The organism is Streptomyces sp. GMY02 (assembly GCF_019056675.1).
In the GTDB taxonomy this organism is placed as follows: Bacteria; Actinomycetota; Actinomycetes; order Streptomycetales; family Streptomycetaceae; genus Streptomyces; species Streptomyces odonnellii.
In genome coordinates this window covers 1,808,049-1,831,220 of the sequence record NZ_CP077658.1, presented here as the reverse complement: position 1 = coordinate 1,831,220, position 23,172 = coordinate 1,808,049, and the positions used below count along the sequence as shown (strand labels likewise).

Below are 23,172 nucleotides of genomic sequence, written 5' to 3'. Positions count from 1 at the left end.
ATCGCGCGGCGGTAGTCGGTTATAGAGGTACGGCGCGGTAGTACGCGCACATTGATGAAGGAGACTGTCGTGTCGGCGAACAGCTTCGACGCCCGCAGCACGCTGCGCGTGGGCGGCGAGTCGTACGAGATCTTCCGGCTGGACAAGGTCGAGGGCTCCGCGCGCCTCCCTTACAGCCTGAAGGTGCTGCTGGAGAACCTGCTCCGTACCGAGGACGGCGCGAACATCACCGCCGGTCACATCCGCGCGCTCGGCGGCTGGGACTCCCAGGCCCAGCCGAGCCAGGAGATCCAGTTCACCCCGGCCCGTGTGATCATGCAGGACTTCACCGGTGTGCCCTGCGTCGTGGACCTCGCCACCATGCGCGAGGCCGTCAAGGAGCTGGGCGGCGACCCGGCGAAGATCAATCCGCTGGCCCCGGCCGAGCTGGTCATCGACCACTCCGTGATCGCCGACAAGTTCGGTACGCCCGAGTCCTTCGCCCAGAATGTGGAGCTGGAGTACGGGCGCAACAAGGAGCGTTACCAGTTCCTGCGCTGGGGCCAGACCGCGTTCGACGAGTTCAAGGTCGTACCGCCCGGCACCGGCATCGTCCACCAGGTCAATATCGAGCATCTGGCCCGTACGGTCATGGTCCGCGGCGGCCAGGCGTACCCCGACACCCTCGTCGGCACCGACTCGCACACCACCATGGTCAACGGCCTCGGTGTGCTCGGCTGGGGCGTCGGCGGCATCGAGGCCGAGGCCGCGATGCTCGGCCAGCCCGTCTCGATGCTCATCCCGCGTGTCGTCGGCTTCAAGCTGACGGGCGAGCTGCCCGCCGGCACCACCGCCACCGACCTGGTCCTCACGATCACCGAGATGCTGCGCAAGCACGGCGTCGTCGGCAAGTTCGTGGAGTTCTACGGCGAGGGCGTCGCCGCCACCTCGCTCGCGAACCGCGCCACCATCGGCAACATGTCCCCGGAGTTCGGCTCCACCGCCGCGATCTTCCCGATCGACGACGAGACCCTCAAGTACCTGCGGCTGACCGGCCGCAGCGACCAGCAGGTCGCGCTCGTCGAGGCGTACGCCAAGGAGCAGGGCCTCTGGCTCGACCCGGCCGCCGAGCCCGACTTCTCCGAGAAGCTGGAGCTGGACCTCGCCACGGTCGTCCCCTCCATCGCGGGCCCGAAGCGCCCCCAGGACCGTATCGTCCTGGCCGAGGCCAAGCAGAGGTTCCTGGAGGACGTACGGAACTACGTCACCGAGGACGAGGAGGCGGGCAAGGAGTCCTTCCCGGCCTCCGACGCCCCGGCCTACGCCGACGGCGTACCGACGCGGCCGACGCTGGTCACGGCGCCCGACGGTTCGACGTACGAGATCGACCACGGCGCCGTCACCGTCGCCGCGATCACCTCCTGCACCAACACCTCGAACCCGTACGTCATGGTCGCCGCGGCGCTCGTGGCCAAGAAGGCGGTCGAGAAGGGCCTGTCCCGCAAGCCGTGGGTCAAGACCACCCTCGCCCCCGGTTCGAAGGTCGTCACGGACTACTTCGACAAGGCCGGCCTGACCCCGTACCTCGACAAGGTCGGCTTCAACCTGGTCGGTTACGGCTGCACCACCTGCATCGGCAACTCGGGCCCGCTGCCCGAGGAGGTCTCCAAGGCCGTCAACGAGCACGACCTGGCCGTCACTTCGGTGCTCTCCGGCAACCGCAACTTCGAGGGCCGGATCAACCCCGACGTCAAGATGAACTACCTGGCGTCCCCGCCGCTGGTCGTCGCGTACGCCATCGCCGGCTCGATGAAGGTCGACATCACCAGGGACGCCCTGGGCATCGACCAGGACGGCAAGCCCGTATACCTCGAAGACATCTGGCCCACCGAGGCCGAGGTCAACGACGTGGTGGCCAACGCCATCGGCGAGGACATGTTCAACAAGTCCTACCAGGACGTCTTCGCGGGCGACGCGCAGTGGCAGGCGCTGCCGATCCCGACCGGCAACACCTTCGAGTGGAACCCGCAGTCCACCTATGTCCGCAAGCCCCCGTACTTCGAGGGCATGACGATGGAGACCACCCCGGTCGAGGACATCACCGGCGCGCGGGTGCTGGCCAAGCTGGGCGACTCGGTCACCACCGACCACATCTCCCCGGCGGGCGCGATCAAGGCCGACACCCCGGCCGGTACGTACCTCACGGAGCACGGCGTCGAGCGGCGCGACTTCAACTCGTACGGCTCGCGCCGCGGCAACCACGAGGTGATGATCCGCGGCACCTTCGCCAACATCCGCCTGCGCAACCAGATCGCGCCGGGCACGGAGGGAGGCTTCACCCGCGACTTCACCCGCGAGGACGCCCCGGTCTCCTTCATCTACGACGCCTCGCAGAACTACCAGGCGGCGGGCGTCCCGCTGGTCGTCCTGGCGGGCAAGGAGTACGGCTCGGGGTCGTCCCGCGACTGGGCGGCGAAGGGCACCGCGCTGCTGGGCGTGAAGGCCGTCATCGCCGAGTCGTACGAGCGCATCCACCGCTCGAACCTGATCGGCATGGGCGTCCTCCCGCTCCAGTACCCGGAGGGCGCGTCGGCGCAGGCGCTGGGGCTGACGGGCGAGGAGACCTTCTCCTTCACGGGCGTGACGGAACTGAACGACGGCACGACGCCGCGTACGGTCAAGGTCACCACGGACACGGGCGTGGAGTTCGACGCGGTGGTCCGCATCGACACGCCGGGCGAGGCGGACTACTACCGCAACGGCGGGATCATGCAGTACGTGCTGCGGAGCCTGATCCGCAAGTAGGCGGCGATTGCCGCGCCGACGGCGATGAGCCGGGGGCCGTGTCCCGTACGTACGCGTACGGGACACGGCCCTTGCTGCGTTCGGCGGCTTCGACGGCTTCTGAGGCTCGTCGCCTCGACGGACCTCGACGGGCCTCGACGGCTTCGATGGCGCGAACTTGCCTCCGAGGGACGTTGCTCTGAGTAATCGTGTGCACATACAATGTGAAGCTGTTGCGCACTCAATCAACACCCGAGAACAACCGAGTGGAGGCAGACATGGCTCGTGCCTGGGAGGCCGATCCGTCCGCGTTATTCGAGCGGCGACTCGGAAAGTCGGCCGAAGAACTGGGCCATTCGGACGGCAAGGACGACTGCCCGGACATCTGGCGGCTCGACAACGGCGATATCGCGGTAATCGGCCGTGACCTCACCTCGCATTACGCTCCGCATCTGCCGGAGGGCGTCACTCTCGCCGCGGACGAACGACTGGTCGTCATCCCGGGAACAATGCTCAGCGCCGCGAAACCGGACATCGCCGATGCTTGACCTGCATCCCGCCGCCTTTCCTCGTGAGCAGGGCGAGAGGCTCGTACGCGACACGTATAAGAGGGACTTCCGGGAGCGGTACGAAGCGATCCGCCATGGGGACTCCTGGAAGCTCGAACGCCGGCAGCACTTCGAGGAGCAGGGAAGTGCCAGCCGGGACGCGCTGTCCCGGGGCGACTGGGCTGAAGCGCTGCGACTCATCGAAGCACGGCGCGCGGATCTGCTTGCTTCCGCTCTCGACGACGAACGCCGTGATTCCCGTTTTCATCGAGTGCGTGTTGTGGAAAGGCCGCTGACGCCCTATATGCAATGGGAACTGCACTCGCTTCGGCAGCGCGCGGAATACGGAGAAAGAATCCGTACGATCGGCGCCGGGGAAGTAGCGGAATCGGAGGGCGACGGCCTTCTTCCTGAAGTGGTCGTCCTCGGCGGACACACGCTGTATGAAGTGCTCTACACCGAATCCGGCGCATCCTGTGGTGCGGTCAGGTATACCGACCCGGAAATTGTCGGAATCTGGGAAAGCTACATCAAGGAACTCTACCGGGCAGGTGAGGACGTGCAGAGCTACTTCGCTCGCGAGGTGGCACACCTTCCCCCGCCGACGATCAACGCGGAGTAGACGATCAACGAGCACAGAAGAGACGAGGGGCGGCCCGGCAGGACGAACAACGACCTGTCGGGTACGTCGCGCGACGTCATACAGGCGGGAAATGTGAGCGGAGGAATCCACTTCCACGGGCACGGCACACTTGGCGAGGACGGTTCACCGAATCCCACACCCCGGCAACTCCCCGCCGATATACGCGGATTCGTCAACCGTACGCATGAACTCGACGAGTTGAACGCTGTGCTGGCCGATGAGGACGGTCGGCCACTGGTCATCTCGGTCTGCGTGATCGCCGGTACGGCCGGCGCGGGAAAGACCTCGCTGGCTTTGCGCTGGGCCCATCAGGTGCAGGACCGATTCCCGGACGGGCAGCTTTACGTGAATCTGCGCGGTTACGACCCGGGGGCGCCCGTCACCGCCCAGGACGCCCTCCACCGTTTCCTCGGCTCGCTGGGCGTACGGCCCGGATCGGTGCCTCAGGACCCCGATTCCGCCGCCGCGCTCTACCGCTCGCTGCTGGCCGACCGCCGGATGCTGATCGTCCTTGACAACGCTGCCACGGTCGGCCAGGTCCGCCCCTTGCTGCCCGGCAGCGCCGGGTGTCTGGTGGTGGTCACCAGCCGGAGCCGCCTCTCCGGACTCGCCGTACGGGACGGAGCGCGGCGGCTGACACTCGGGACGCTGCCGCAACCCGAAGCGGTCGCCCTGCTGCGTGCCGTCACCGCCGGATACCGGCCCGAGGACGACCCGGACAAGCTCACCGAACTGGCCGTGCTCTGCGCCCGGCTGCCGCTGGCCCTGCGGATCGCGGCCGAGCGCGCCGCCAGTCATCCCCATATGAAGCTGGACGACCTGATCGCCGATTTACGGGACGAGAGCGCCCTGTGGGACGCCCTCAGCACCGGCGACGACGAAGAGGCCGAGGCGGTCCGTACCGTATTCGCGTGGTCCTACCGGGCGCTCCCGGAGCGGGCCGCCCGCCTGTTCCGGCTGCTGGGGCTGCATCCCGGCCCCGAGTTCAGCCTCCATGCCGCGGCGGCCCTCGCCGGACTGACCGCCCCGAAGACCCGTCAGTTACTGGATTCCCTGGTCGGCGCCCATCTGCTGGAGCAGATCGCCCCGGACCGTTATCAGTTCCACGACCTGCTGCGTGCCTACGCCACCGACCAGGCACAACACGAAGAGCCTCCCGAGGAGCGGTCGGCCGCGCTCTGCCGTGTACTGGACTGGTATCTGCACACCGCCGACGCGGCACAGAGCTGGATCAGCCCGGCGGAGCTTCATCTCTCACTCACCCCGCCGGGGGAGGGCGTGCGCCCGCTGTCCTTCCCCGACTACGACACCGCCGTGGACTGGTCGGAGCGTGAGCACGCCAATCTGCTCCAGGCGGTACGGGCAGCCGCCACCGCGGACGACCGGCTCGCCTGGCAACTGCCGGCCGTTCTCGCGAACGCCCAGTCCCCTTCCGCTCCCTTCGCCGACTGGCCGGCCGTCGGACGGCTCGGCCTGGAGGCGGCACGCCGGCTCGGTGACCGGAGCGCGGAGGCCCAGCTCCTCACCGAGCTGGGTATCAGCCACACCCGGAACAACCGCCTCACCGAGAGCCACGAGAACCACACCGCGGCGCTCGGGATCTGGCGTGAGCTGGGTGACCGGCTCGGGGAGGCACATTCGCTCAATCTGATCGGCCTGTTCCACCTCCGTACCCGGCAACTCGCCGACGCCGCCTCGTACTTCGAGCAGGCCATCGCCGTCTTCCGCGAGCAGAACGCCGCCCACTGGGAAGCCACGACGCTCTCGAACCTCGCCAGCACCCACTACCGCGCCGGCCGCCTCCCGGAAGCGTCCGCCGCCGGCCGCCAGGCGTTGGCGGCGCACCGTGCCCTGAGCAATCAGCGCGGTGAAGGCAACATCCTGCGCCTGCTGAGCCATGTGGAGCATGAGCAGGGGGACGAGGAGAGCGCACTCGGCACGGCCCGTGAGGCAGTGGACATCGCGCTTGCGCTGCGCGATCAGCGTCTGGAAGGCTACTGGCTCCTCACCCTCGGCGACGCCCAGCTCGCCAACGCCCAGCCCACCGAGGCACTCGCCTCCTACCAGCGCTCCGCCACCCTGCACCGGCGGCTCGGGAACCGCAGTCGGGAGGCCATGGGGTGGAACGGTACGGCTCAGGCGTACCGGTATCTCGACCGGCATGAGGAAGCCGCGCACTTCCACCGTCGGGCCGCCGCCGTGCATCGTGCCTTCGGCGACACGTGGGACGAGGCGATGGCGCTGGACGGTCTGGCCGAGGCTCTGGTCGTGGACGACCCGGAGGCCGCTCGTACGCACTGGGCGGATGCCCTGGGACTGCTGGCCGGTTACGACGACCCCCGCGCGGTCGCGGCCCGAGCCCGGATCGAAAGCCGCCGCGCCGCCGAGGGCTGAGTCGTAGCGGAGAGCGGAGAGCGGACAGCGGAGAACGGACAGCGGAGAACGGAAACGGGTCACCGGGCTGTGCCGGTGACCCGTTCCTGCGGTTCGACTCATGCGGTTCGACTCAGGCTGTTACCTCAGCAGTTCCACCTCCGCCAGGGTCGAAGGCTCTGCCGGTGCCGCAGCGCCGTCGCTCACCAGGCGGTACTTCTCGTACGTGCCCGGCCTCGCGATCGTGAAGGCCCGGGTCTGCTTGTCCCAGGTGAAGGACTGGGACGACCTGGTGTCGATCGTGCGCCAGGTGGCGCCGCCGTCCGTCGAGCCCTGGAGGGTCCAGGCCGTCGGGGCCTTCGCGGCCGTCGACGACGTGAGGGTGTACTGGACCGCGCGGGTTCCGGCGGGTGCCGGGAGGTCCACGGTCTCGACCGCCGCCTCCGTGCGCGAAGAGTTGTCGAACAGCGGGCCCGCGGAGGAAGGCAGCGCATCCGTCCGCGGGGACGGGGCCTTGTCGTCCTTCGTGATCGAGACCGGGGCCGCGTTCTTGCCCGTGCCCCACTTCGACGGCCTCGGGCCCATCTCGAACTCCAGCGTGCCGCCCCGGGCGATCAGATCGTGCGGGAGGGCCGTGGAGTTCCACGACTTGCCGTTGACCTTGAGGCCCTGGACATAGATGTTCTTCCGGCTGTTCTTCGGCGCCTTGACCACCAGCGTGCGGCCGTTGTCGAGATGGACCGTCGCCTTGGTGAAGAGCGGCGAGCCTATGGCGTACTCCCCGCTGCCCATCACCAGCGGATAGAAGCCCAGCGCCGAGAAGAGGTACCAGCCGGACTGCTCGCCGTTGTCCTCGTCGCCGTGGTAGCCCTGCCCTATCTCGCTGCCGACGTAGAGGCGGCTCAGGACCTCGCGGACCTTCTCCTGGGTCTTCCAGGGCTGCGAGGCCGCGTCGTACATGTACGTGGCGTGGTGGGCGACCTGGTTGGAGTGGCCGTACATGCCCATCCGTACGTCACGCGCCTCCGTCATCTCGTGGATGACACCACCGTACGAGCCGACGAACTCCTGGGCGGCCGTCTCGGGCGTCGCGAAGTAGGTGTCCAGCTTCTGCGCGAGACCGGCCCGGCCGCCGTACAGGTTCGCCAGGCCGCGCGAGTCCTGCGGGGCGGTGAAGGCGTAACCCCAGCCGTTCGTCTCGGTGTAGTCGTACCCCCACACCCTCGGGTCGTACTGCTCCGAGGGCACCCGCCAGTCGCCCTTGAGGTCACGGCCCTGGAAGAAGCCGGCCTCGGAGTCGAAGAGGGTGACGTACTTCTGCGCACGGTTGCGGAAGTACTCGGACTCCTCCTTGTAACGCGCCTTCTTGGTCTTCTTGTAGAGGGCCTCGCCCATCTGCGACAGGCCGTAGTCGTTGAGGTAGCCCTCCAGCGACCAGGACAGGCCCTCGTGCGTCTCCGTGGAGGCGTAGCCGAGGAAGGGCGAGGTCTCCATGCCCTTGCGGCCCACGCCCGAACTCGGCGGCACCACGGTGGCGTTCTTCAGCGCCGCCTCGTACGCCGCCTCCGCGTCGAAGTCGACTCCCTTGACATACGCGTCGGCGAAGGCGACGTCCGAACTGGTGCCGGTCATCAGGTCGGCATAGCCGGGGAGGACCAGCGGGAGATCCAGCCGCCGTCCTTGTACTGCTGTACGAAGCCGTCCACCAGCTCGCCCGCCCGGTCCGGGGTGAGGAGCGAGTACGCGGGCCAGGTGGTCCGGTAGGTGTCCCAGAAGCCGTTGTTGACGTACACCTCGCCGTCGACGATCTTCGCGCCGGTCTGCGTCGGGGTGTCCTGGCCGGTCTTCGGCGAGAAGGGGCTGGCGTACTGCTGCTTCGGACGCGACTGTGAACCGGTGTTCTCGAAGCCGGAGTTGGGATACAGATACAGCCGGTAGAGGCTGGAGTAGAGCGTGGTGAGCTGGTCGTGGTCCGCGCCCTCCACCTCCACCCTGCCGAGGATGTCGTCCCAGGCGTCCTGCGCCCGGTCCTTGACCCGCTCGAAGCGCGTGCCCGCGGGGATCTCGTCGGCGAGGTTCTTCTTCGCCTGGTCCACACTGATCAGTGACGTCGCGATACGCAGATTGACCGTACGGTCGTCCCCCGCGTCGAAGCGCAGATACCCGGTGACATCCGAGCCCCCGCCGCCGGACAGCTTGCCGCTCGCCGTGACGGGCGCGTCGAAGACGCCGTATACGAACAGGCGCGTGGCGCCCGCCGACAGACCGCTCCTGACATCCGAGAAACCGGTGAAGGAACTGTTCTCCGGATCGAGGGTCAGCCCGCCCGCGTTGGAGATGTTGTCGAAGATCATGCTCGCGTCGGCGCCCGGATAGGTCACCCGCACCATCGCCGCGTGATCGGTCGGCGTCATCTCCGTCCGGAGGCCGTTCTCGAACGTCACCCCGTAGTAGTGCGGCTTCGCGGTCTCGTTCTCGTGCCGGAACGGCAGTGCCCGCGCCGTACGGGACGCGTTGGGCGTGCCCTCGGCGGCCGACGGCATCAACTGGAAGGTCTGCCGGTCGCCCATCCAGGGGCTGGGCTCATGGCTGGCGCTGAAGGCCTGCACGGTCGGCAGATTGTCGGCGTTGTTGCCGCGGCTGTACTCGTACAGCCAACTGTTCGACCCGGCGTTGGTCACCGGGGTCCAGAAGTTGAAACCGTTGGGCACGGCCGTCGCCGGGAAGGTGTTGCCGCGCGAGAAGGAGCCGCTGGAGTTGGTGCCGCGGGTGGTGGACGCGTAGTCCGACAGGTGCGCGAGCCGCTTCTCGGGCGCCTTGGGCGCCAGGGTGATGTCGTCGATCCAGCCCTGGAAGGTGCCGGGGCCCTGCGGCGAGTCGTACGCCACCAGGATCCGGTCGACGGTCCTGCCGGCGGCGACCGAACCGATCCGCGCGTCGACCTGGTTCCACTGGTTGACGTAGAGCCGCTTGGCGGCGCCCTGGCCCTGCGGGGTCAGCAGCCCGCCGTGCGCGTCGACGGCCTTCAGATCACTCAGATAGGTGCCGTCGGTGAAGGCGAGATCGACGGAGACGTTCGTGGCCGGGTAGTTCAGATCCGTCTCGCCCATGGCGGGATAGATCCGGTACGAGAGCGCGGTGTCGCGCTGCACGGCCGTGTTGACGTCGAAGATCTTGTTGTACGAGTACGCCCGCCCGTCCGGCTGGTGCGTACCGGCGTACTTCAGCGCCCGCACCCCGGTGAATCCCGCGGCCGACTTGGCGGTGGGGGAGCCGGAGGGGCCGCGGTCGACCTGGGTGCGCATGTCCTGCGGCGGCGGCGTGCTCGTATCGCCGTTGGAGAACTGGACGTCGGCGAGCTGAGTCGCGTCCGTGCCACCGTTGTTGGCCGTGATGTCCAGCCGGTAGTGCTGGTACGCCACGGTGTTGGAGAATTCGTACGACTTGGTCTGGAAGCGCTGGCCGAAGGTCTCGCCCGTGCGGGTGTCGAGGTCCTTCCACTCCTTGCCGTCCGTGGAGCCCTGGAGCTTCCAGTCCCTGGGGTCGCGCTCCGCGTGGTCGTTCGCCGAGGTCAGCGCGTATGTGACCACCTTGACCGGGGCGTCGAGATCGAACTCGACCCACGCGGTCCTGCTGAACGCCAGCCACTTGCTGGCCGACTGCACGTCGACCAGGTTCTCCTTGGTCTCGCCGGAGCCGGAGTTCTCGCCGCTCGCGCGCAACTCCACGACCCTGTCGGTGACATTGCCCGGGATTCCGCTGGTGAAGCCGCCGTCGACACCGGATGCCCGCTTCTCTCCGGCGGGCCCCACTTCAACGGTATTGCGCCAGTCCGGCTGTTTTTCGTCCGCCTCGAAGGATGACGTGAATTCCTTTTCAGCGGGCCCGGATCGGGCGGGCTGTGCCACGGCGGCGGACTGCGCCGTTATGACGAGCAGAGCGGCGGCCGCCACCAGGGCGGCGGTGTGCCATTGTCTGCGCCGGGGTCGGGATCTCTCCTGCATACCGAGCCTTTCCTCCTGCGTACCAAGTCGGACAACGTTGTCAAACGAGAGCGCAGGGTCCAGTAGGGGCCAAGTGCAGGATGGTGTCAAGGGTGTTGCACGGGTGGAACTTTCGGAATCGGCCATTCCGAAGAGGCCGGAGGTGGTCGAATGAGTACACAACCGGCTCGGATATCCGCGAGGTCTCAACTAGGGAAAGACTGCCGCCCAAACCCGCTTTCGATCTTGCTCAGTTGACGGGAAGTGGACTATACCTGTCGGCGTCCGCCCCTGGTGTTTCCCGCAGTGGCGGACAACATGTAGGGGGGCAGGGGGTGGCGGGGAGGGCTCTGTCCACTTCTGGCCGGTCCGTCCTGGCCCGTGCTCCTCCGATCGAAGCGAGCGAAGCAGCAGACGCGAGCGACGACATCCGACTCAACGACGCGACAACCACAATCCTGCACGACCCAGCTTCAATTGACCGCGGTGGCGGGGCCCTTCTCCTCAGGCGAGAAGCACGGGCGACCGGTACACCGCCTGAGTCCTGGAGAAGGCGAGGACTTGAGCATGGGATCCACCTCCGCTCAGCACAACGGGGGCCTCGGCCGTCGTGATGTGATCAAGCGGTCCGCCGCGATCGGCCTGATCACCGTCCCGACGATGAGCTTCCTGGCGTCCTGCGCGAGCAGCGACAGCGGGAGCGACAACAAGGTCGAGAAGGGCGAGAAGTCCGCGAAGAACCCGCTCGGGGTCAACGCGACCGCGCCGCTCGACTTCGTCCTGTTCGACGGCGGTTTCGGTACGGAGTACGCCACGGACGCCGTCAAGCAGTACGAGAAGGCCTTCCCCGAGGCGAAGGTGACGTTCACCCCGACTCAGAAGATCCAGTCGCAGCTCCAGCCGCGCTTCAACGGCGGCACCCCGCCGGACCTGATCGACAACTCGGGCGCCGAGCAGATGGACATGGGCGTCCTCGTCGGCAAGAAGCAGCTCGCCGACCTCACCCCGCTGCTGGACGCCCCGTCGTACGACGACCCGGCCAAGAAGGTCCGCGACACGCTGCGCCCCGGTGTCGTCGAGATGGGCCAGTTCGACGGCGACCCGGTCTGGATCATGTACTACGCCTACACGGTGTACGGCGTGTGGTACTCGCAGACGGCGCTCGACAAGCTGGACGCGGAGTACCCCGAGGACTGGGACGCGATGCTGGCCCTCTGCGAGAAGGCCAAGAAGAAGGGCATCGCCGGCTGGACGTACGCGGGCAAGTACCCGTACTACATCCCGTTCTCGCTCTACCCGTTCATCGGCAAGATCGGCGGTCGCGAGGTCCTCGACGCGATCGACAACCTGGAGCCGAACGCCTGGAAGAACCCGGCCGTGAAGTCCGCCTTCGAGGCGTACTACGAGCTGTTCAAGAAGGGCTACATCCTCCAGGGCACCCCCGGACTCGACCACATCCAGTCGCAGACCGCGTGGACCGAGGGCAAGGCGCTGTTCATCCCGAACGGCTCCTGGGTGGAGAACGAGGCGGCCAAGACCACGCCGGCGGACTTCCAGATGAAGGTGGCCGCGCCGTCCAGTCTGGACAGCTCGGACAAGCTGCCGTTCGGCACCATCTGGGCCTCCGGCGGTGAGCCCTTCATCGTCCCGTCGAAGGCCAAGAACCCCGACGGCGGCATGGAGCAGCTCCGCATCATGCTGAGCGAGGCCTCGTCGAAGAACTTCACCACCAAGGTCAAGTCGCTCACCTCCTTCAACGGCGGCACCGACGGCCTGACCCTGTCCACCGCGCTCCAGTCCGGTGTCGACGCCCTCGCCAAGGCGGCCGACAACGTGCTGAACCCGCGGCTCCAGGACTGGTACGCCGCTCTCCAGAAGGAGAAGATCGGCGTGGGCGTGCTCGGCGAGATGATGGCCGGTCGTATGACCCCGGCCGAGGCCATGAACAAGGCCCAGGAGTACGCCGACGCGGCGGCCAAGGACAGCTCCATCAAGCACTACAAGCACCAGTAGGAGCGGAAGCGGCCGGAGGCCCCGCCGGGGCTTCCGGTTCCGGCCCGTCGGTCCCGTACGGAGTCCGACGGGCTCTCCAGGGCGGCACGGCGGCACCCGCCGGGATTCGGGGTCGGGAGACATGCAACACGGCAAGTACCGGTTCATCGTGGGGTTTCTCATCGCCCCGCTGGCGCTGTACGCGCTTTTCGTCGTATGGCCGTTCATCCAGTCCATCTATTACTCGTTCACGGACTGGACCGGGCTCAGCCCCGACTTCGCGATGGTCGGCTTCGACAACTACACCCGGATGCTGGACGACAGCACCTTCTGGAGTTCTCTCCGGCACAGTCTGCTCTTCGCGCTGCTGCTTCCGGTGGTGGTGCTCGGACTGGCGCTCTTCTTCGCCTTCATGCTGAATGTCGGCGGGCGCCGGAGGAAGGGAGCCGCGATTTCGGGTGTGCGCGGTTCCGGCTTCTACAAGATCGTGTATTTCTTTCCGCAGGTGCTTTCGATCGCGATTGTCGCGCTGCTCTTCCAGTTCGCGTACAACCCGAACAGCGGTGCCATCAACTCGGCGCTCGACGCGTTCGGTCTGGGCAGTGTGCAGCCGGAGTGGCTGGGCGATCCCAATCTGGCGCTGTGGTGTGTGATGGCCGTCCTGGTGTGGTCCACCACCGGCTTCTTCGTGGTCCTGTTCTCCGCGGGCATGGCCTCCATCCCCAAGGACTTCTACGAGGCGGCGCTGCTGGACGGCGCGAACCGCTTCACCACCTTCTTCCGCATCACGCTTCCGCTGCTGTGGGACACGGTGCAGTCGGGGTGGGTCTACATGGGCATCCTCGCCCTGGGCGCGGAGTCCTTCGCGGTCGTCCAGATCATGACCGTGGGGCCGGGCGGGCCCGCCGATTCCACCAACGTACTGACCCTGCTCGTCTACCAGAAGGCGTTCCGTGACGGTCAGGCGGCCTATGCGACCACGATCGGAGTCGCCCTCCTCGTCGTCACGCTGGCCTTCGCCGCCGTCGTGATGCGGCTGGGCCGACGCGAGCGGCTGGAGTTCTGATGAAGACCACTGACACCCCTCCCCCCGCCGGTGCCCAGGAACCGGCCCCGGCCGCCGAGGCCCGGCCGCTCGCCAAGACGGCGGCGCCGCGGCCCGCGAAGGAGACCAAGGGCGGCGGCGTCCTCAACCTCTTCTCGCACGGTGTGCTGGTCATCTGGGCCATCCTGGTCGTGATGCCGCTGCTGTGGGCGGTCATGACGTCCTTCAAGGACGACAAGTCCATCTTCACCAAGCCGTGGTCGCTGCCGGACACCCTGCACTTCGAGAACTGGTCGCGCGCCTGGACCCAGGCGCATATGAGCGACTACTTCCTCAACACCATTCTGGTGGTGGCCGGTTCACTGGTGGGGACGCTGCTGCTCGGCTCGATGGCCGCGTACGTCCTGGCGCGCTTCGAGTTCCCGGGGAACCGCTTCATCTACTACCTGTTCATCGGCGGGATGAGCTTCCCGGTCATCCTGGCCCTGGTCCCGCTGTTCTACGTGCTGAACAACCTGGGCCTGCTGAACACCATCCACGGCCTGATCCTGGTCTACATCGCCTACTCGCTGCCCTTCACGGTCTTCTTCCTGACCTCCTTCTTCAGAACGCTGCCCACCTCGGTGGCGGAAGCGGCGATCATCGACGGCGCCTCGCACACCCGGACCTTCTTCCAGGTGATGCTGCCGATGGCCAGGCCGGGCCTGATCAGCGTCGGGATCTTCAACTTCCTGGGCCAGTGGAACCAGTACCTGCTGCCCACGGTGCTGAACACCGACCCGGAGAAGAAGGTCCTCTCGCAGGGCCTGGTGCAGCTCGCGGTCAGCCAGGGGTACAAGGGCGACTGGTCGGGTCTGTTCGCCGGACTGGTGATGGCGATGCTGCCGGTGCTCGGCGCGTACATCATCTTCCAGCGCCAGGTTGTGGCCGGTCTCACAGCGGGAGCCCTGAAGTAGCGGACGCCTCCTAGCGGCACGAATCGTACGAACCGCCCGTCGGCACTGGTCGGCGGGCGGTTTGCTGCCTTCCGCATTGCTCAAGGTCTTGACGGGGAGCGGCCCGAAAGGCTGAGCTTAGGGTTCACAAGTTGGAGATACGTCGGGGTCTCATTGGCGCGGCCCCGGCCGGCGGCGGCGGTCGTGCCGCCTGCCAAGGGCAGGAGTGGATGAGTCGTGGAGACTCCAGGGTCGCAGTCGTCTCTGCACCGGGCCAACCTCGAACGGGTCGTACGCGCGGTGCGTATGGCCGGTTCGCTCACCCAGGCGGAGATCGCCCGGAGCACGGGACTGTCGGCGGCCACGGTCTCCAATATCGTCCGCGAGCTGAAGGACGGCGGCACGGTCCAGGTCACGCCCACCTCGGCGGGCGGGCGCCGGGCCCGCAGCGTCTCGCTCAGCGGCGACGCCGGCATCGTCATCGGGGTCGACTTCGGCCACACCCACCTGCGTGTCGCCGTCGGCAATCTCGCCCACCAGGTGCTCGCGGAGGAGTCCGAGCCGCTCGACGTGGACGCCTCCTCCGCCCAGGGATTCGGCCGTGCCGAGGAGCTGGTCGAGCGGCTGATCGTGACCACCGGAGTCAGCCGCGCCAAGGTGGTCGGCGTCGGACTCGGTGTGCCGGGGCCGATCGACGTCGAGTCGGGCACGCTCGGCTCCACCTCGATACTGCCGGGCTGGAGCGGTATCAACCCCAGCGACGAACTGGCCGCGCGGCTGGGCGTACCGGTGTACGTGGACAACGACGCCAACCTGGGCGCGCTCGGCGAGCTGGTCTGGGGGAGCGGCCGCGGGGTCAGGGACCTGGCGTACATCAAGGTCGCGAGCGGGGTCGGCGCCGGTCTGGTCATAGACGGCCAGATCTACCGGGGACCCGGCGGTACGGCCGGTGAGATCGGCCACATCACGCTGGACGAGTCGGGCCCGGTCTGCCGCTGCGGCAACCGCGGCTGCCTGGAGACCTTCACCGCCGCCCGGTATGTCCTGCCGCTCCTGGAGTCCAGCCACGGCGCCGATCTGACGATGGAGCGCGTCGTCCAGCTCGCCCGCGAGGGCGACCCGGGCTGCCGCCGGGTCGTCGCCGACGTGGGCCGCCACATCGGCAGCGGGGTGGCGAACCTGTGCAATCTCCTGAACCCCAGCCGGGTGGTGCTCGGCGGGGATTTGGCGGAGGCTGGGGAACTGGTGCTGGGACCCATCCGCGAGTCGGTCTCCCGGTACGCGATACCCAGCGCCGCCCGGCAGCTCTCGGTGCTTCCCGGGGCGCTCGGCGGCCGGGCCGAGGTGCTCGGCGCACTCGCCCTCGTACTGAGCGAGATGGGCGATTCGACCCTTTTGGAAAGTGTCATTCCAGCCACCACGCCTGCCTTCACTTAGATAACGAATGGCACCGTTGTCATCTCGTTAAGGATTTACTCCTTGACGCCGACCCCGGAGCCGAGTTGACTTCCAGCCACCTCGGCCGCAACGACGCGGCCTCGTCAGGGAGGTTTGTGAAGTGAACGCAAAGATGCGTCGTGCTGCCGTGGCCACCGCCACCACCGCGCTGGCCGTCTCCCTCGCCGCCTGTGGCAGCGCGAAGGAGTCCGGTGACAGCGCCGAAGCGTCGAAGTCGGACAACAAGGGCCCGATCACGATCGGGCTGCTCCTGCCGGAGAACGAGACCGCCCGGTACGAGAAGTTCGACAAGCCGCTGCTGGAGAAGAAGGTCAGCGAGCTGACCGACGGAACCGGCAAGGTCGTCTACGCCAACGCCAAGCAGGATGCGACTCTGCAGAACCAGCAGGTCGACACGATGATCACCAACAAGGTCGACGTGCTCGTCGTGGACGCCGTCGACTCCAAGGCCATCGCCAGCTCGGTGACCAAGGCCAAGGAGGCCGGCATACCGGTCGTGGCGTACGACCGACTGGCCGAGGGGCCGATCGACGCCTACACCTCCTTCGACAACGAAGAGGTCGGCCGGGTCCAGGGCAAGGCGCTTCTCGAAGCGCTCGGCGACAAGGCCAAGTCCGGCGACATCGTGATGATGAACGGCGCCGTGACCGACCCGAACGCCGCCCTGTTCAAGAAGGGCGCGCACTCCCAGCTCGACGGCAAGGTGAACATCGGCAAGGAGTACGACACCAAGGAGTGGAAGCCGGAGAACGCCAACGCCAACATGGAGGGCGCCATCGCCGCCATCGGCAAGGACAAGATCATCGGTGTCTACTCCGCCAATGACGGCATGGCCGGCGGTATCATCACCGCCCTCAAGGGCGCCGGCTTCACCAAGCTCCCGCCGGTCACCGGCCAGGACGCCGAACTCGCCGGTGTGCAGCGCATCGTCGCGGGCGAGCAGTTCATGAGCGTCTACAAGTCCTACCCCGAAGAGGCCGCCGTGGCCGCCGAGATGGCCGTCGCGCTCGCCAAGGGCGAGAAGCTGGACTCCATCGCCAAGGACACCGTCGACAGCCCGACCACCAAGGGTGTTCCGTCGGTGCTCGTCCCGGTCGTCTCCCTGACCAAGGACAACATCAACGACACCGTCATCAAGGACGGCATCTACACGGTCGGCGAGATCTGCACCGGTGGCTACAAGGCCGCCTGTGACGCGATCGGTCTGAAGTAGGTCTTCCGGGGCCCCGGGGTCTCTCGCGAGAGGCCCCAGGTCCCTGCCGGCCCGTCCGGCGACCTGCCCCGGTGAAGCCTGTCCGGCACCCCGCCCACTCAACAGCCCCGCAGCTAGGGCGGGGTGCCGGATGGAACCACCCCGGCCGCCGTGCCGCGCACCGTGCCCCCGCACCGCGTGGCCGGCCCCGTCCGTTCTCTTCTGCTCGACCTCCGCGCCTCCCCCCGGCGCGGCATCCCCGCCGGTCAGGCGGCGAAGGAGATGGTTCACGTGACCGCTACGCCCGTGCTGGCGTTGCGAGGGGTCTCCAAGCGATTCGGTGCCGTCCAGGCGCTCACCGATGTAGAGCTTGAGGTCCACTCCGGTGAGGTGGTCGCCCTGGTCGGCGACAACGGCGCCGGGAAATCCACGCTGGTGAAGACCATCGCCGGCGTGCACCCCATCGATGACGGCGTCATCGAGTGGGAAGGCAGGCCCGTGTCGATCACCAGGCCGCACGACGCCCAGAACCTGGGCATCGCCACCGTCTACCAGGACCTCGCGCTGTGCGACAACATCGATGTCGTCGGCAACCTCTTCCTCGGCCGTGAACTGCGGAGCTGGGGCGTGCTCAACGAGGTCGAGATGGAGCGCCGCTCGCGCGAGCTGCTCACCACCCTGTCGATCCGTATCCCGAGCGTCCGTATCCCGATCGCCTCGCTCTCCGGCGGTCAGCGCCAGACCGTGGCCATCGCGCGGTCCATGCTCGGCGAGCCCAAGCTCGTCATCCTCGACGAGCCGACCGCGGCCCTCGGCGTGGAGCAGACGGCCCAGGTGCTCGACCTGGTCGAGCGGCTGCGCGAGCGCGGTCTCGCCGTACTGCTCATCAGCCACAACATGGCGGACGTCAAGGCCGTCGCCGACAAGGTGGCCGTGCTCAGGCTCGGCAGCAACAACGGCGTCTTCGACGTGGCGTCCACCTCGCAGGAAGAGATCATCGCGGCCATCACCGGAGCCACGGACAACGCCGTGACCCGCCGCCAGTCGCGCACCGTGGAGGTTCAGAAGTGAGTACGGAGAACACCTCCCCCTCGGCCGGCCAGGCGACCACGTCGCTGGACAAGGCCCCCGCGGCGGTCGACGCGCCCGCGGCCGCGGACGGCGCGGTCACCGCGGTCGACCCGCGGCTGCTCGTAAGGGAGCAGGGGTTCGGCGGCTATCTGGCCGAGTTCAAGCGCAAGATACGCGCCGGTGACCTGGGCTCCATCCCGGTCGTCCTCGGTCTGCTGATCATCTGTGTCGTCTTCCAGAGCCTGAACTCGAACTTCCTGTCCGCGGAGAACCTCAGCAACATCTCCGTGGCCATGGTCGGCACCGGCATGATCGCCACCGGTATCGTCTTCGTCCTGCTGCTCGGCGAGATCGACCTGTCGGTCGGCTCGGTCAGCGGTGTGTCGGGCGCCCTCTTCGCCGTGCTGAGCGTCACCCACGGGGTGAACGACTGGCTGGCTCTGGTGATCGCCATCGCCGGCGGCGCGCTCATCGGCGCGATCCACGGCTTCTTCTTCGCGCGTATCGGCGCGCCCGCGTTCGCCGTCACCCTGGCCGGTCTGCTTTTCTGGCTCGGCTTCATGCTCCAGCTCCTGGGCGACTCCGGCACCATCAACCTGCCGGCGGACAGCGTGGTCGCCCAGCTCACCACGTACTACTTCACCGATGTGGCCGCCGCCTACGGGCTCGCCCTCGTCGCGGTCGTGGTGTTCTTCGTGACCTCCTTCCTGGACAGCCGCCGCCGCGAGGCGGCCGGTGTGCCGTCCCGGCCGCTGAGCGAGATCGTGCTGCGTACGGCCGTCCTCGCCGTCGTGGCCTTCGCCGCGGCGATCATGTTCAACCAGTACAAGGGTCTGCCCCTCGCCCTGGTGGTCTTCCTGGCGGTGCTGGTCATCACCGACTTCGTACTGCGCCGCACCACCTACGGCCGCAAGATCTTCGCGCTCGGCGGCAGCGTCGAGGCCTCCCGCCGCGCGGGCATCAATGTCACGCTGATCCGGGTCTCGGTCTACTCGATCGCCGGTACGTTCGCCGCCGTCGGCGGTCTCTTCATCGCCTCCAAGATCGCCGCCGCCAACCAGGGCGCCGGCACCGGCGACCTGCTGATGAACGCGATCGCGGCGGCCGTCATCGGCGGCACCAGCCTCTTCGGCGGCCGCGGCCGCACCTGGAACGCGCTGCTCGGTGTCATGGTGATCACCTCGATCCAGTACGGCCTCGCCCTCCAGGGCATTGCCACCCCGATCGTGTACATGATCACCGGCGGTGTGCTTCTCGCCACAGTCGTCATCGACTCCATCACCCGCAAGACGCAGAAGACCGCGGGCCGCGCCTGACCGGCGGCTCACGCGCGTCCGTACGGGCCCGTGCCCGGCACCCTTCCCGGGGTGCCGGGCACAGGTGTGTTCCGGATGACGCCCATATGACCTACATACGTCCGATCGAGTGATGAACAATCCACAGCCCACTGACGACCGGCGCGGGCGGAACATTAGACTCGCCGGATCGGCACAGCCCGACAGCTCAATCGCAAGCTCACACGCAAGGAGGCACAGTGAAGCAAGTGCCGCGCGACGCGCGCCGAGCAGGGGCGGGGGTGGGCGAATGGGAGTTGATGACCCGCATCAGAGGCCCCCGCGATCTGGACCGGCTCGGCCCGGAGCAGCTTGAGCAGTTGGCCGCGGAGATCCGGTCCTTCCTGGTGGACGCCGTCTCCAAGACCGGCGGCCATCTCGGCCCGAACCTCGGTGTCGTCGAGCTGACCATCGCCCTGCACCGTGTCTTCCACTCGCCCAAGGACAAGATCCTCTTCGACACGGGTCACCAGTCGTACGTCCACAAACTGCTCACCGGCCGTCAGGACTTCTCCCGGCTCAAGAGCAAGGGCGGCCTGTCGGGATACCCGTCCCGCGCCGAGTCCGAGCACGACGTCATCGAGAACTCGCACGCCTCCACCGTGCTCGGCTGGGCCGACGGCATCGCCAAGGCCAACCAGGTCCTCAAGAAGGACGACCACGTGGTCGCGGTCACCGGAGACGGCGCGCTCACCGGCGGCATGGCCTGGGAGGCGCTGAACAACATCGCCGCCGCCAAGGACCGCCCGCTCGTCATCGTCGTCAACGACAACGAGCGCTCGTACTCACCGACCATCGGCGGCCTCGCCGACCACCTCGCCACCCTGCGCACCACCGACGGCTACGAACGCTTCCTGGCCCGCGGCAAGGACATCCTGGAGCGCACCCCCGTCGTCGGCAGGCCCCTCTACGACACCCTGCACGGCGCCAAGAAGGGCCTCAAGGACTTCATCGCCCCCCAGGGCATGTTCGAGGACCTCGGCCTCAAGTACGTCGGCCCCATCGACGGCCATGACATCGAGGCCCTGGAGTCCGCGCTGCTGCGCGCCAAGCGCTTCGGCGGCCCGGTCATCGTGCACTGCCTCACCGAGAAGGGCCGCGGCTACCAGCCCGCGCTCGCGGACGAGGCGGATCGTTTCCACGCCGTGGGGAAGATCCACCCCGACACCGGACTCCCCATCGCCTCCTCGGGCGTCGACTGGACATCCGTGTTCGGCGAGGAGATGGTCAAGCTCGGCAGGGAGCGCGAGGACATCGTCGCCATCACGGCGGCCATGCTCCACCCCGTGGGCCTCGACCGGTTCGCGAAGATCTTCCCCGACCGGGTGTACGACGTCGGCATCGCGGAGCAGCACGGCGCGGTCTCCGCGGCGGGCCTGGCCACCGGCGGGCTCCACCCCGTCTTCGCCGTCTACGCCACCTTCCTCAACCGGGCCTTCGACCAGGTCCTGATGGATGTCGCCCTGCACCGCTGCGGAGTGACGTTCGTCCTCGACCGCGCGGGGATCACCGGCACCGACGGCGCCTCGCACAACGGCATGTGGGACATGTCGATCCTCCAGGTCGTGCCCGGCCTGCGGATCGCCGCGCCGCGCGACGCCGACCAGGTACGCGCCCAGCTCCGCGAGGCGGTGGCGATCGACGACGCCCCGACGGTGGTCCGCTTCTCCAAGGGCGCCGTGGGACCGGCCGTCGCCGCCGTCGGCCGCGTCGGCGGTATGGACGTGCTGCGCAGGCCGGCCGAGGGCCCGGCGGACGTCCTGCTGGTCTCCGTCGGAGCGCTCGCCCCGATGTGCCTGGAGATCGCCGGGCTCCTCGACAAGCAGGGCATCACCACCACCGTGGTCGACCCGCGCTGGGTCAAGCCGGTGGACGAGGCGCTCGCCCCGCTCGCCGAGCAGCACCGCGTCGTCGTCACCGTCGAGGACAACAGCCGCGTCGGAGGCGTCGGTTCCGCGATCGCCCAGAGCCTGCGCGACGCCGGTGTCGACGTACCGCTGCGGGACTTCGGCATCCCGCCGCGTTTCCTCGACCACGCCTCCCGCAAGGAGGTCCTGGCCGAGATCGGCCTCACCGCCCCGGACATCGCCCGCCAGGTCACCGGTCTGGTCGCACGGCTGGACGGCCGGCTGGAGGACTCGCCCACCGAGGCCGCCCGCGACTGAGGCGGCGGTCCCCCGAACGGCTGATGGGCCGGTCGGTCCGCCCTGTACGGGTGGTCCGACCGGCCCATCCGTGTGAAATTCGACGTTGCGGGTACCGGGCGGTGCGCGGCCTCTCGATCATGTCGGGAACGACGCGCGCACGGAGGTACGCCGGTGAGTACACAGCATGCCCCGGAACCGGTGGGGGAGGGGCTGTTCCGCACCAAGGGCGTGGAACAGTCCATCCGTGACACCGAGGACCCCGAGTTCGCGCTCAGGAAGTCGCTCTCCGCCCTCGATCTCACGGTCTTCGGCGTCGGAGTGATCATCGGTACCGGCATCTTCGTACTGACCGGAGTGGTCGCCCGGGAGAACGCGGGCCCCGCCACCGCGCTCGCGTTCGTCGTCTCGGGCGTCGTCTGCGGTCTGGCCGCCCTCTGCTACGCCGAGTTCGCCTCGACCGTACCGGTGGCCGGTTCTGCGTACACCTTCGCGTACGCCTCGCTGGGCGAGCTGCCCGCGTGGATCATCGGCTGGGATCTGGTCCTCGAACTGGCCCTGGGCTGCGCGGTCGTGGCGGTCGGCTGGTCCGGCTATGTGCGCCTGCTGCTGAGCAACGCGGGGCTGAGCCTGCCCGAGCCCCTGTCCGGCACCCACGGCGACCGGTTCGGCTTCGATCTGCTCGCCTTCATCCTCGTACTCGCCCTGACCGCCGTCCTCGTCGCCGGAGTGAAGCTCTCCTCGCGGGTGACCGCCGTCGTCGTCGCCGTCAAGGTCACCGTCGTCCTCATCGTGATCGTCGTCGGCGCCTTCTTCATCACCGCGTCGAACTACCAGCCGTTCATCCCGCCCGCCGAGCCCCGGCCCGCCGCGGGAGGCCTGACCGCCCCGCTGATCCAGCTCATCGTCGGCTATACCCCCACCGACTTCGGTGTCATGGGCATCTTCACCGCCGCGGCTGTCGTCTTCTTCGCCTTCATCGGCTTCGACATCGTCGCCACCGTCGCCGAGGAGACCGTGAGACCCCAGCGCGACGTCCCGCGCGGCATCCTCGGCTCGCTCTTCATCTGCACCGTGCTCTATGTCGCCGTCTCGCTCGTCGTCACCGGCATGCAGCACTACACACAGCTCTCGGTGGACGCCCCGCTCGCCGACGCCTTCAAGTCCGTCGGCCATCCCTTCTGGGCCGGGCTCATCAGCTTCGGCGCGGCCGTCGGCCTCACCTCCGTCTGCATGATCCTGCTCCTCGGCCAGACCCGGGTGTTCTTCGCGATGAGCCGCGACGGACTCCTTCCCAGGACCTTCTCCCAGGTCCACCCGCGCTTCGGCACGCCCTACCGCTCGACCGTGCTGCTCGGGCTGGTCGTCGCGGTCGTCGCCGGGCTCACCTCCATCCAGGAACTCGCCGAACTGGTCAATATCGGCACGCTGTTCGCCTTCGTGGTGGTCGCGGCAGGCGTGATCCTGCTGCGCCGGCGCCGTCCCGAACTGCCCCGGTCCTTCCGTACCCCGTTCGTCCCGTATCTGCCGGTCGCGTCCATGCTCGCCTCGCTGTGGCTGATGCTCAATCTGCCCGCCGAGACCTGGCTGCGCTTCGGGATCTGGATGGCCGTCGGACTCGTCCTCTACGCCCTGTACGGACGTGGGCACAGCCGCCTCGGAGCCTCCCACTGAGGGCGGCAGCGGCTCGT

The 23,172-nt window shown here is 67.9% G+C and carries 13 protein-coding genes and 1 pseudogene; 13 read left to right on the top strand and 1 reads right to left on the bottom strand.

The window, feature by feature from the left end; all coding sequences use genetic code 11:
* Positions 1-54: 54 nt before the first annotated feature.
* The 4 genes from acnA to KQY30_RS07635 all read left to right on the top strand — a co-directional run bounded on the left by acnA (position 55) and on the right by KQY30_RS07635 (position 6,348).
* On the top strand, positions 55-2,784 hold the full coding sequence (gene acnA / locus KQY30_RS07650; RefSeq protein ID WP_217306188.1) for an aconitate hydratase AcnA: 2,730 nt from the start codon (positions 55-57) through the stop codon (positions 2,782-2,784).
* Between the two features lie 257 nt (positions 2,785-3,041).
* Positions 3,042-3,311: a hypothetical protein gene (locus KQY30_RS07645; RefSeq protein ID WP_217306187.1), complete on the top strand. Its 270-nt coding sequence runs from the start codon at positions 3,042-3,044 to the stop codon at positions 3,309-3,311.
* Complete coding sequence (locus KQY30_RS07640; RefSeq protein WP_217306186.1) at positions 3,304-3,933, top strand: DUF6879 family protein; 630 nt, start codon at positions 3,304-3,306, stop codon at positions 3,931-3,933. The genes KQY30_RS07645 and KQY30_RS07640 overlap by 8 nt, the downstream gene beginning before the upstream one ends.
* Positions 3,934-4,026: 93 nt before the next feature.
* Complete coding sequence (locus KQY30_RS07635; protein WP_217306185.1) at positions 4,027-6,348, top strand: tetratricopeptide repeat protein; 2,322 nt, start codon at positions 4,027-4,029, stop codon at positions 6,346-6,348.
* Positions 6,349-6,468: 120 nt separating this feature from the next.
* Here KQY30_RS07635 and KQY30_RS07630 read toward each other — a convergent pair.
* Positions 6,469-10,331: pseudogene (locus KQY30_RS07630) on the bottom strand (GH92 family glycosyl hydrolase).
* Between the two features lie 546 nt (positions 10,332-10,877).
* Between KQY30_RS07630 and ngcE the strand changes: the two are divergent.
* From ngcE to KQY30_RS07585, 9 genes are all read left to right on the top strand, one after another.
* Positions 10,878-12,323: an N-acetylglucosamine/diacetylchitobiose ABC transporter substrate-binding protein gene (gene ngcE, locus KQY30_RS07625; protein ID WP_217306184.1), complete on the top strand. Its 1,446-nt coding sequence runs from the start codon at positions 10,878-10,880 to the stop codon at positions 12,321-12,323.
* A gap of 121 nt (positions 12,324-12,444) precedes the next feature.
* A complete protein-coding gene (locus tag KQY30_RS07620) occupies positions 12,445-13,368 on the top strand; it encodes a carbohydrate ABC transporter permease (RefSeq protein ID WP_217306183.1) in 924 nt (307 codons plus the stop codon).
* Complete coding sequence (locus KQY30_RS07615; RefSeq protein ID WP_217306182.1) at positions 13,368-14,303, top strand: carbohydrate ABC transporter permease; 936 nt, start codon at positions 13,368-13,370, stop codon at positions 14,301-14,303. Before KQY30_RS07620 ends, KQY30_RS07615 begins: the two co-directional genes overlap by 1 nt.
* 216 nt (positions 14,304-14,519) lie before the next feature.
* Positions 14,520-15,719: an ROK family transcriptional regulator gene (locus tag KQY30_RS07610; RefSeq protein ID WP_046502268.1), complete on the top strand. Its 1,200-nt coding sequence runs from the start codon at positions 14,520-14,522 to the stop codon at positions 15,717-15,719.
* Between the two features lie 133 nt (positions 15,720-15,852).
* Positions 15,853-16,953, top strand: a complete 1,101-nt coding sequence (locus KQY30_RS07605) for a substrate-binding domain-containing protein (protein ID WP_217310850.1) — start codon at positions 15,853-15,855, stop codon at positions 16,951-16,953.
* 261 nt (positions 16,954-17,214) lie between these two features.
* Positions 17,215-18,003 carry an ATP-binding cassette domain-containing protein gene (locus KQY30_RS07600; protein ID WP_217310847.1) on the top strand — a complete coding sequence of 263 codons (789 nt, stop codon included), beginning with the start codon at positions 17,215-17,217 and terminating at the stop codon, positions 18,001-18,003.
* On the top strand, positions 18,000-19,319 hold the full coding sequence (locus KQY30_RS07595) for a sugar ABC transporter permease (RefSeq protein ID WP_217306181.1): 1,320 nt from the start codon (positions 18,000-18,002) through the stop codon (positions 19,317-19,319). Before KQY30_RS07600 ends, KQY30_RS07595 begins: the two co-directional genes overlap by 4 nt.
* Before the next feature lie 278 nt (positions 19,320-19,597).
* A complete protein-coding gene (gene dxs / locus KQY30_RS07590; protein ID WP_217306180.1) occupies positions 19,598-21,502 on the top strand; it encodes a 1-deoxy-D-xylulose-5-phosphate synthase in 1,905 nt (634 codons plus the stop codon).
* 153 nt (positions 21,503-21,655) lie between these two features.
* Complete coding sequence (locus KQY30_RS07585) at positions 21,656-23,155, top strand: amino acid permease (RefSeq protein WP_217306179.1); 1,500 nt, start codon at positions 21,656-21,658, stop codon at positions 23,153-23,155.
* Positions 23,156-23,172 lie beyond the last annotated feature (17 nt).

Coding starts and splice junctions, on each gene's coding strand:
- acnA (WP_217306188.1), top strand. CDS start 55: ATGAAGGAGACTGTCGTGTCGGCGAACAGCTTCGACGCCCGCAGCACG.
- KQY30_RS07645 (WP_217306187.1), top strand. CDS start 3,042: ATGGCTCGTGCCTGGGAGGCCGATCCGTCCGCGTTATTCGAGCGGCGA.
- KQY30_RS07640 (WP_217306186.1), top strand. CDS start 3,304: ATGCTTGACCTGCATCCCGCCGCCTTTCCTCGTGAGCAGGGCGAGAGG.
- ngcE (WP_217306184.1), top strand. CDS start 10,878: ATGGGATCCACCTCCGCTCAGCACAACGGGGGCCTCGGCCGTCGTGAT.
- KQY30_RS07620 (WP_217306183.1), top strand. CDS start 12,445: ATGCAACACGGCAAGTACCGGTTCATCGTGGGGTTTCTCATCGCCCCG.
- KQY30_RS07615 (WP_217306182.1), top strand. CDS start 13,368: ATGAAGACCACTGACACCCCTCCCCCCGCCGGTGCCCAGGAACCGGCC.
- KQY30_RS07605 (WP_217310850.1), top strand. CDS start 15,853: ATGCGTCGTGCTGCCGTGGCCACCGCCACCACCGCGCTGGCCGTCTCC.
- KQY30_RS07600 (WP_217310847.1), top strand. CDS start 17,215: ATGGTTCACGTGACCGCTACGCCCGTGCTGGCGTTGCGAGGGGTCTCC.
- dxs (WP_217306180.1), top strand. CDS start 19,598: ATGACCCGCATCAGAGGCCCCCGCGATCTGGACCGGCTCGGCCCGGAG.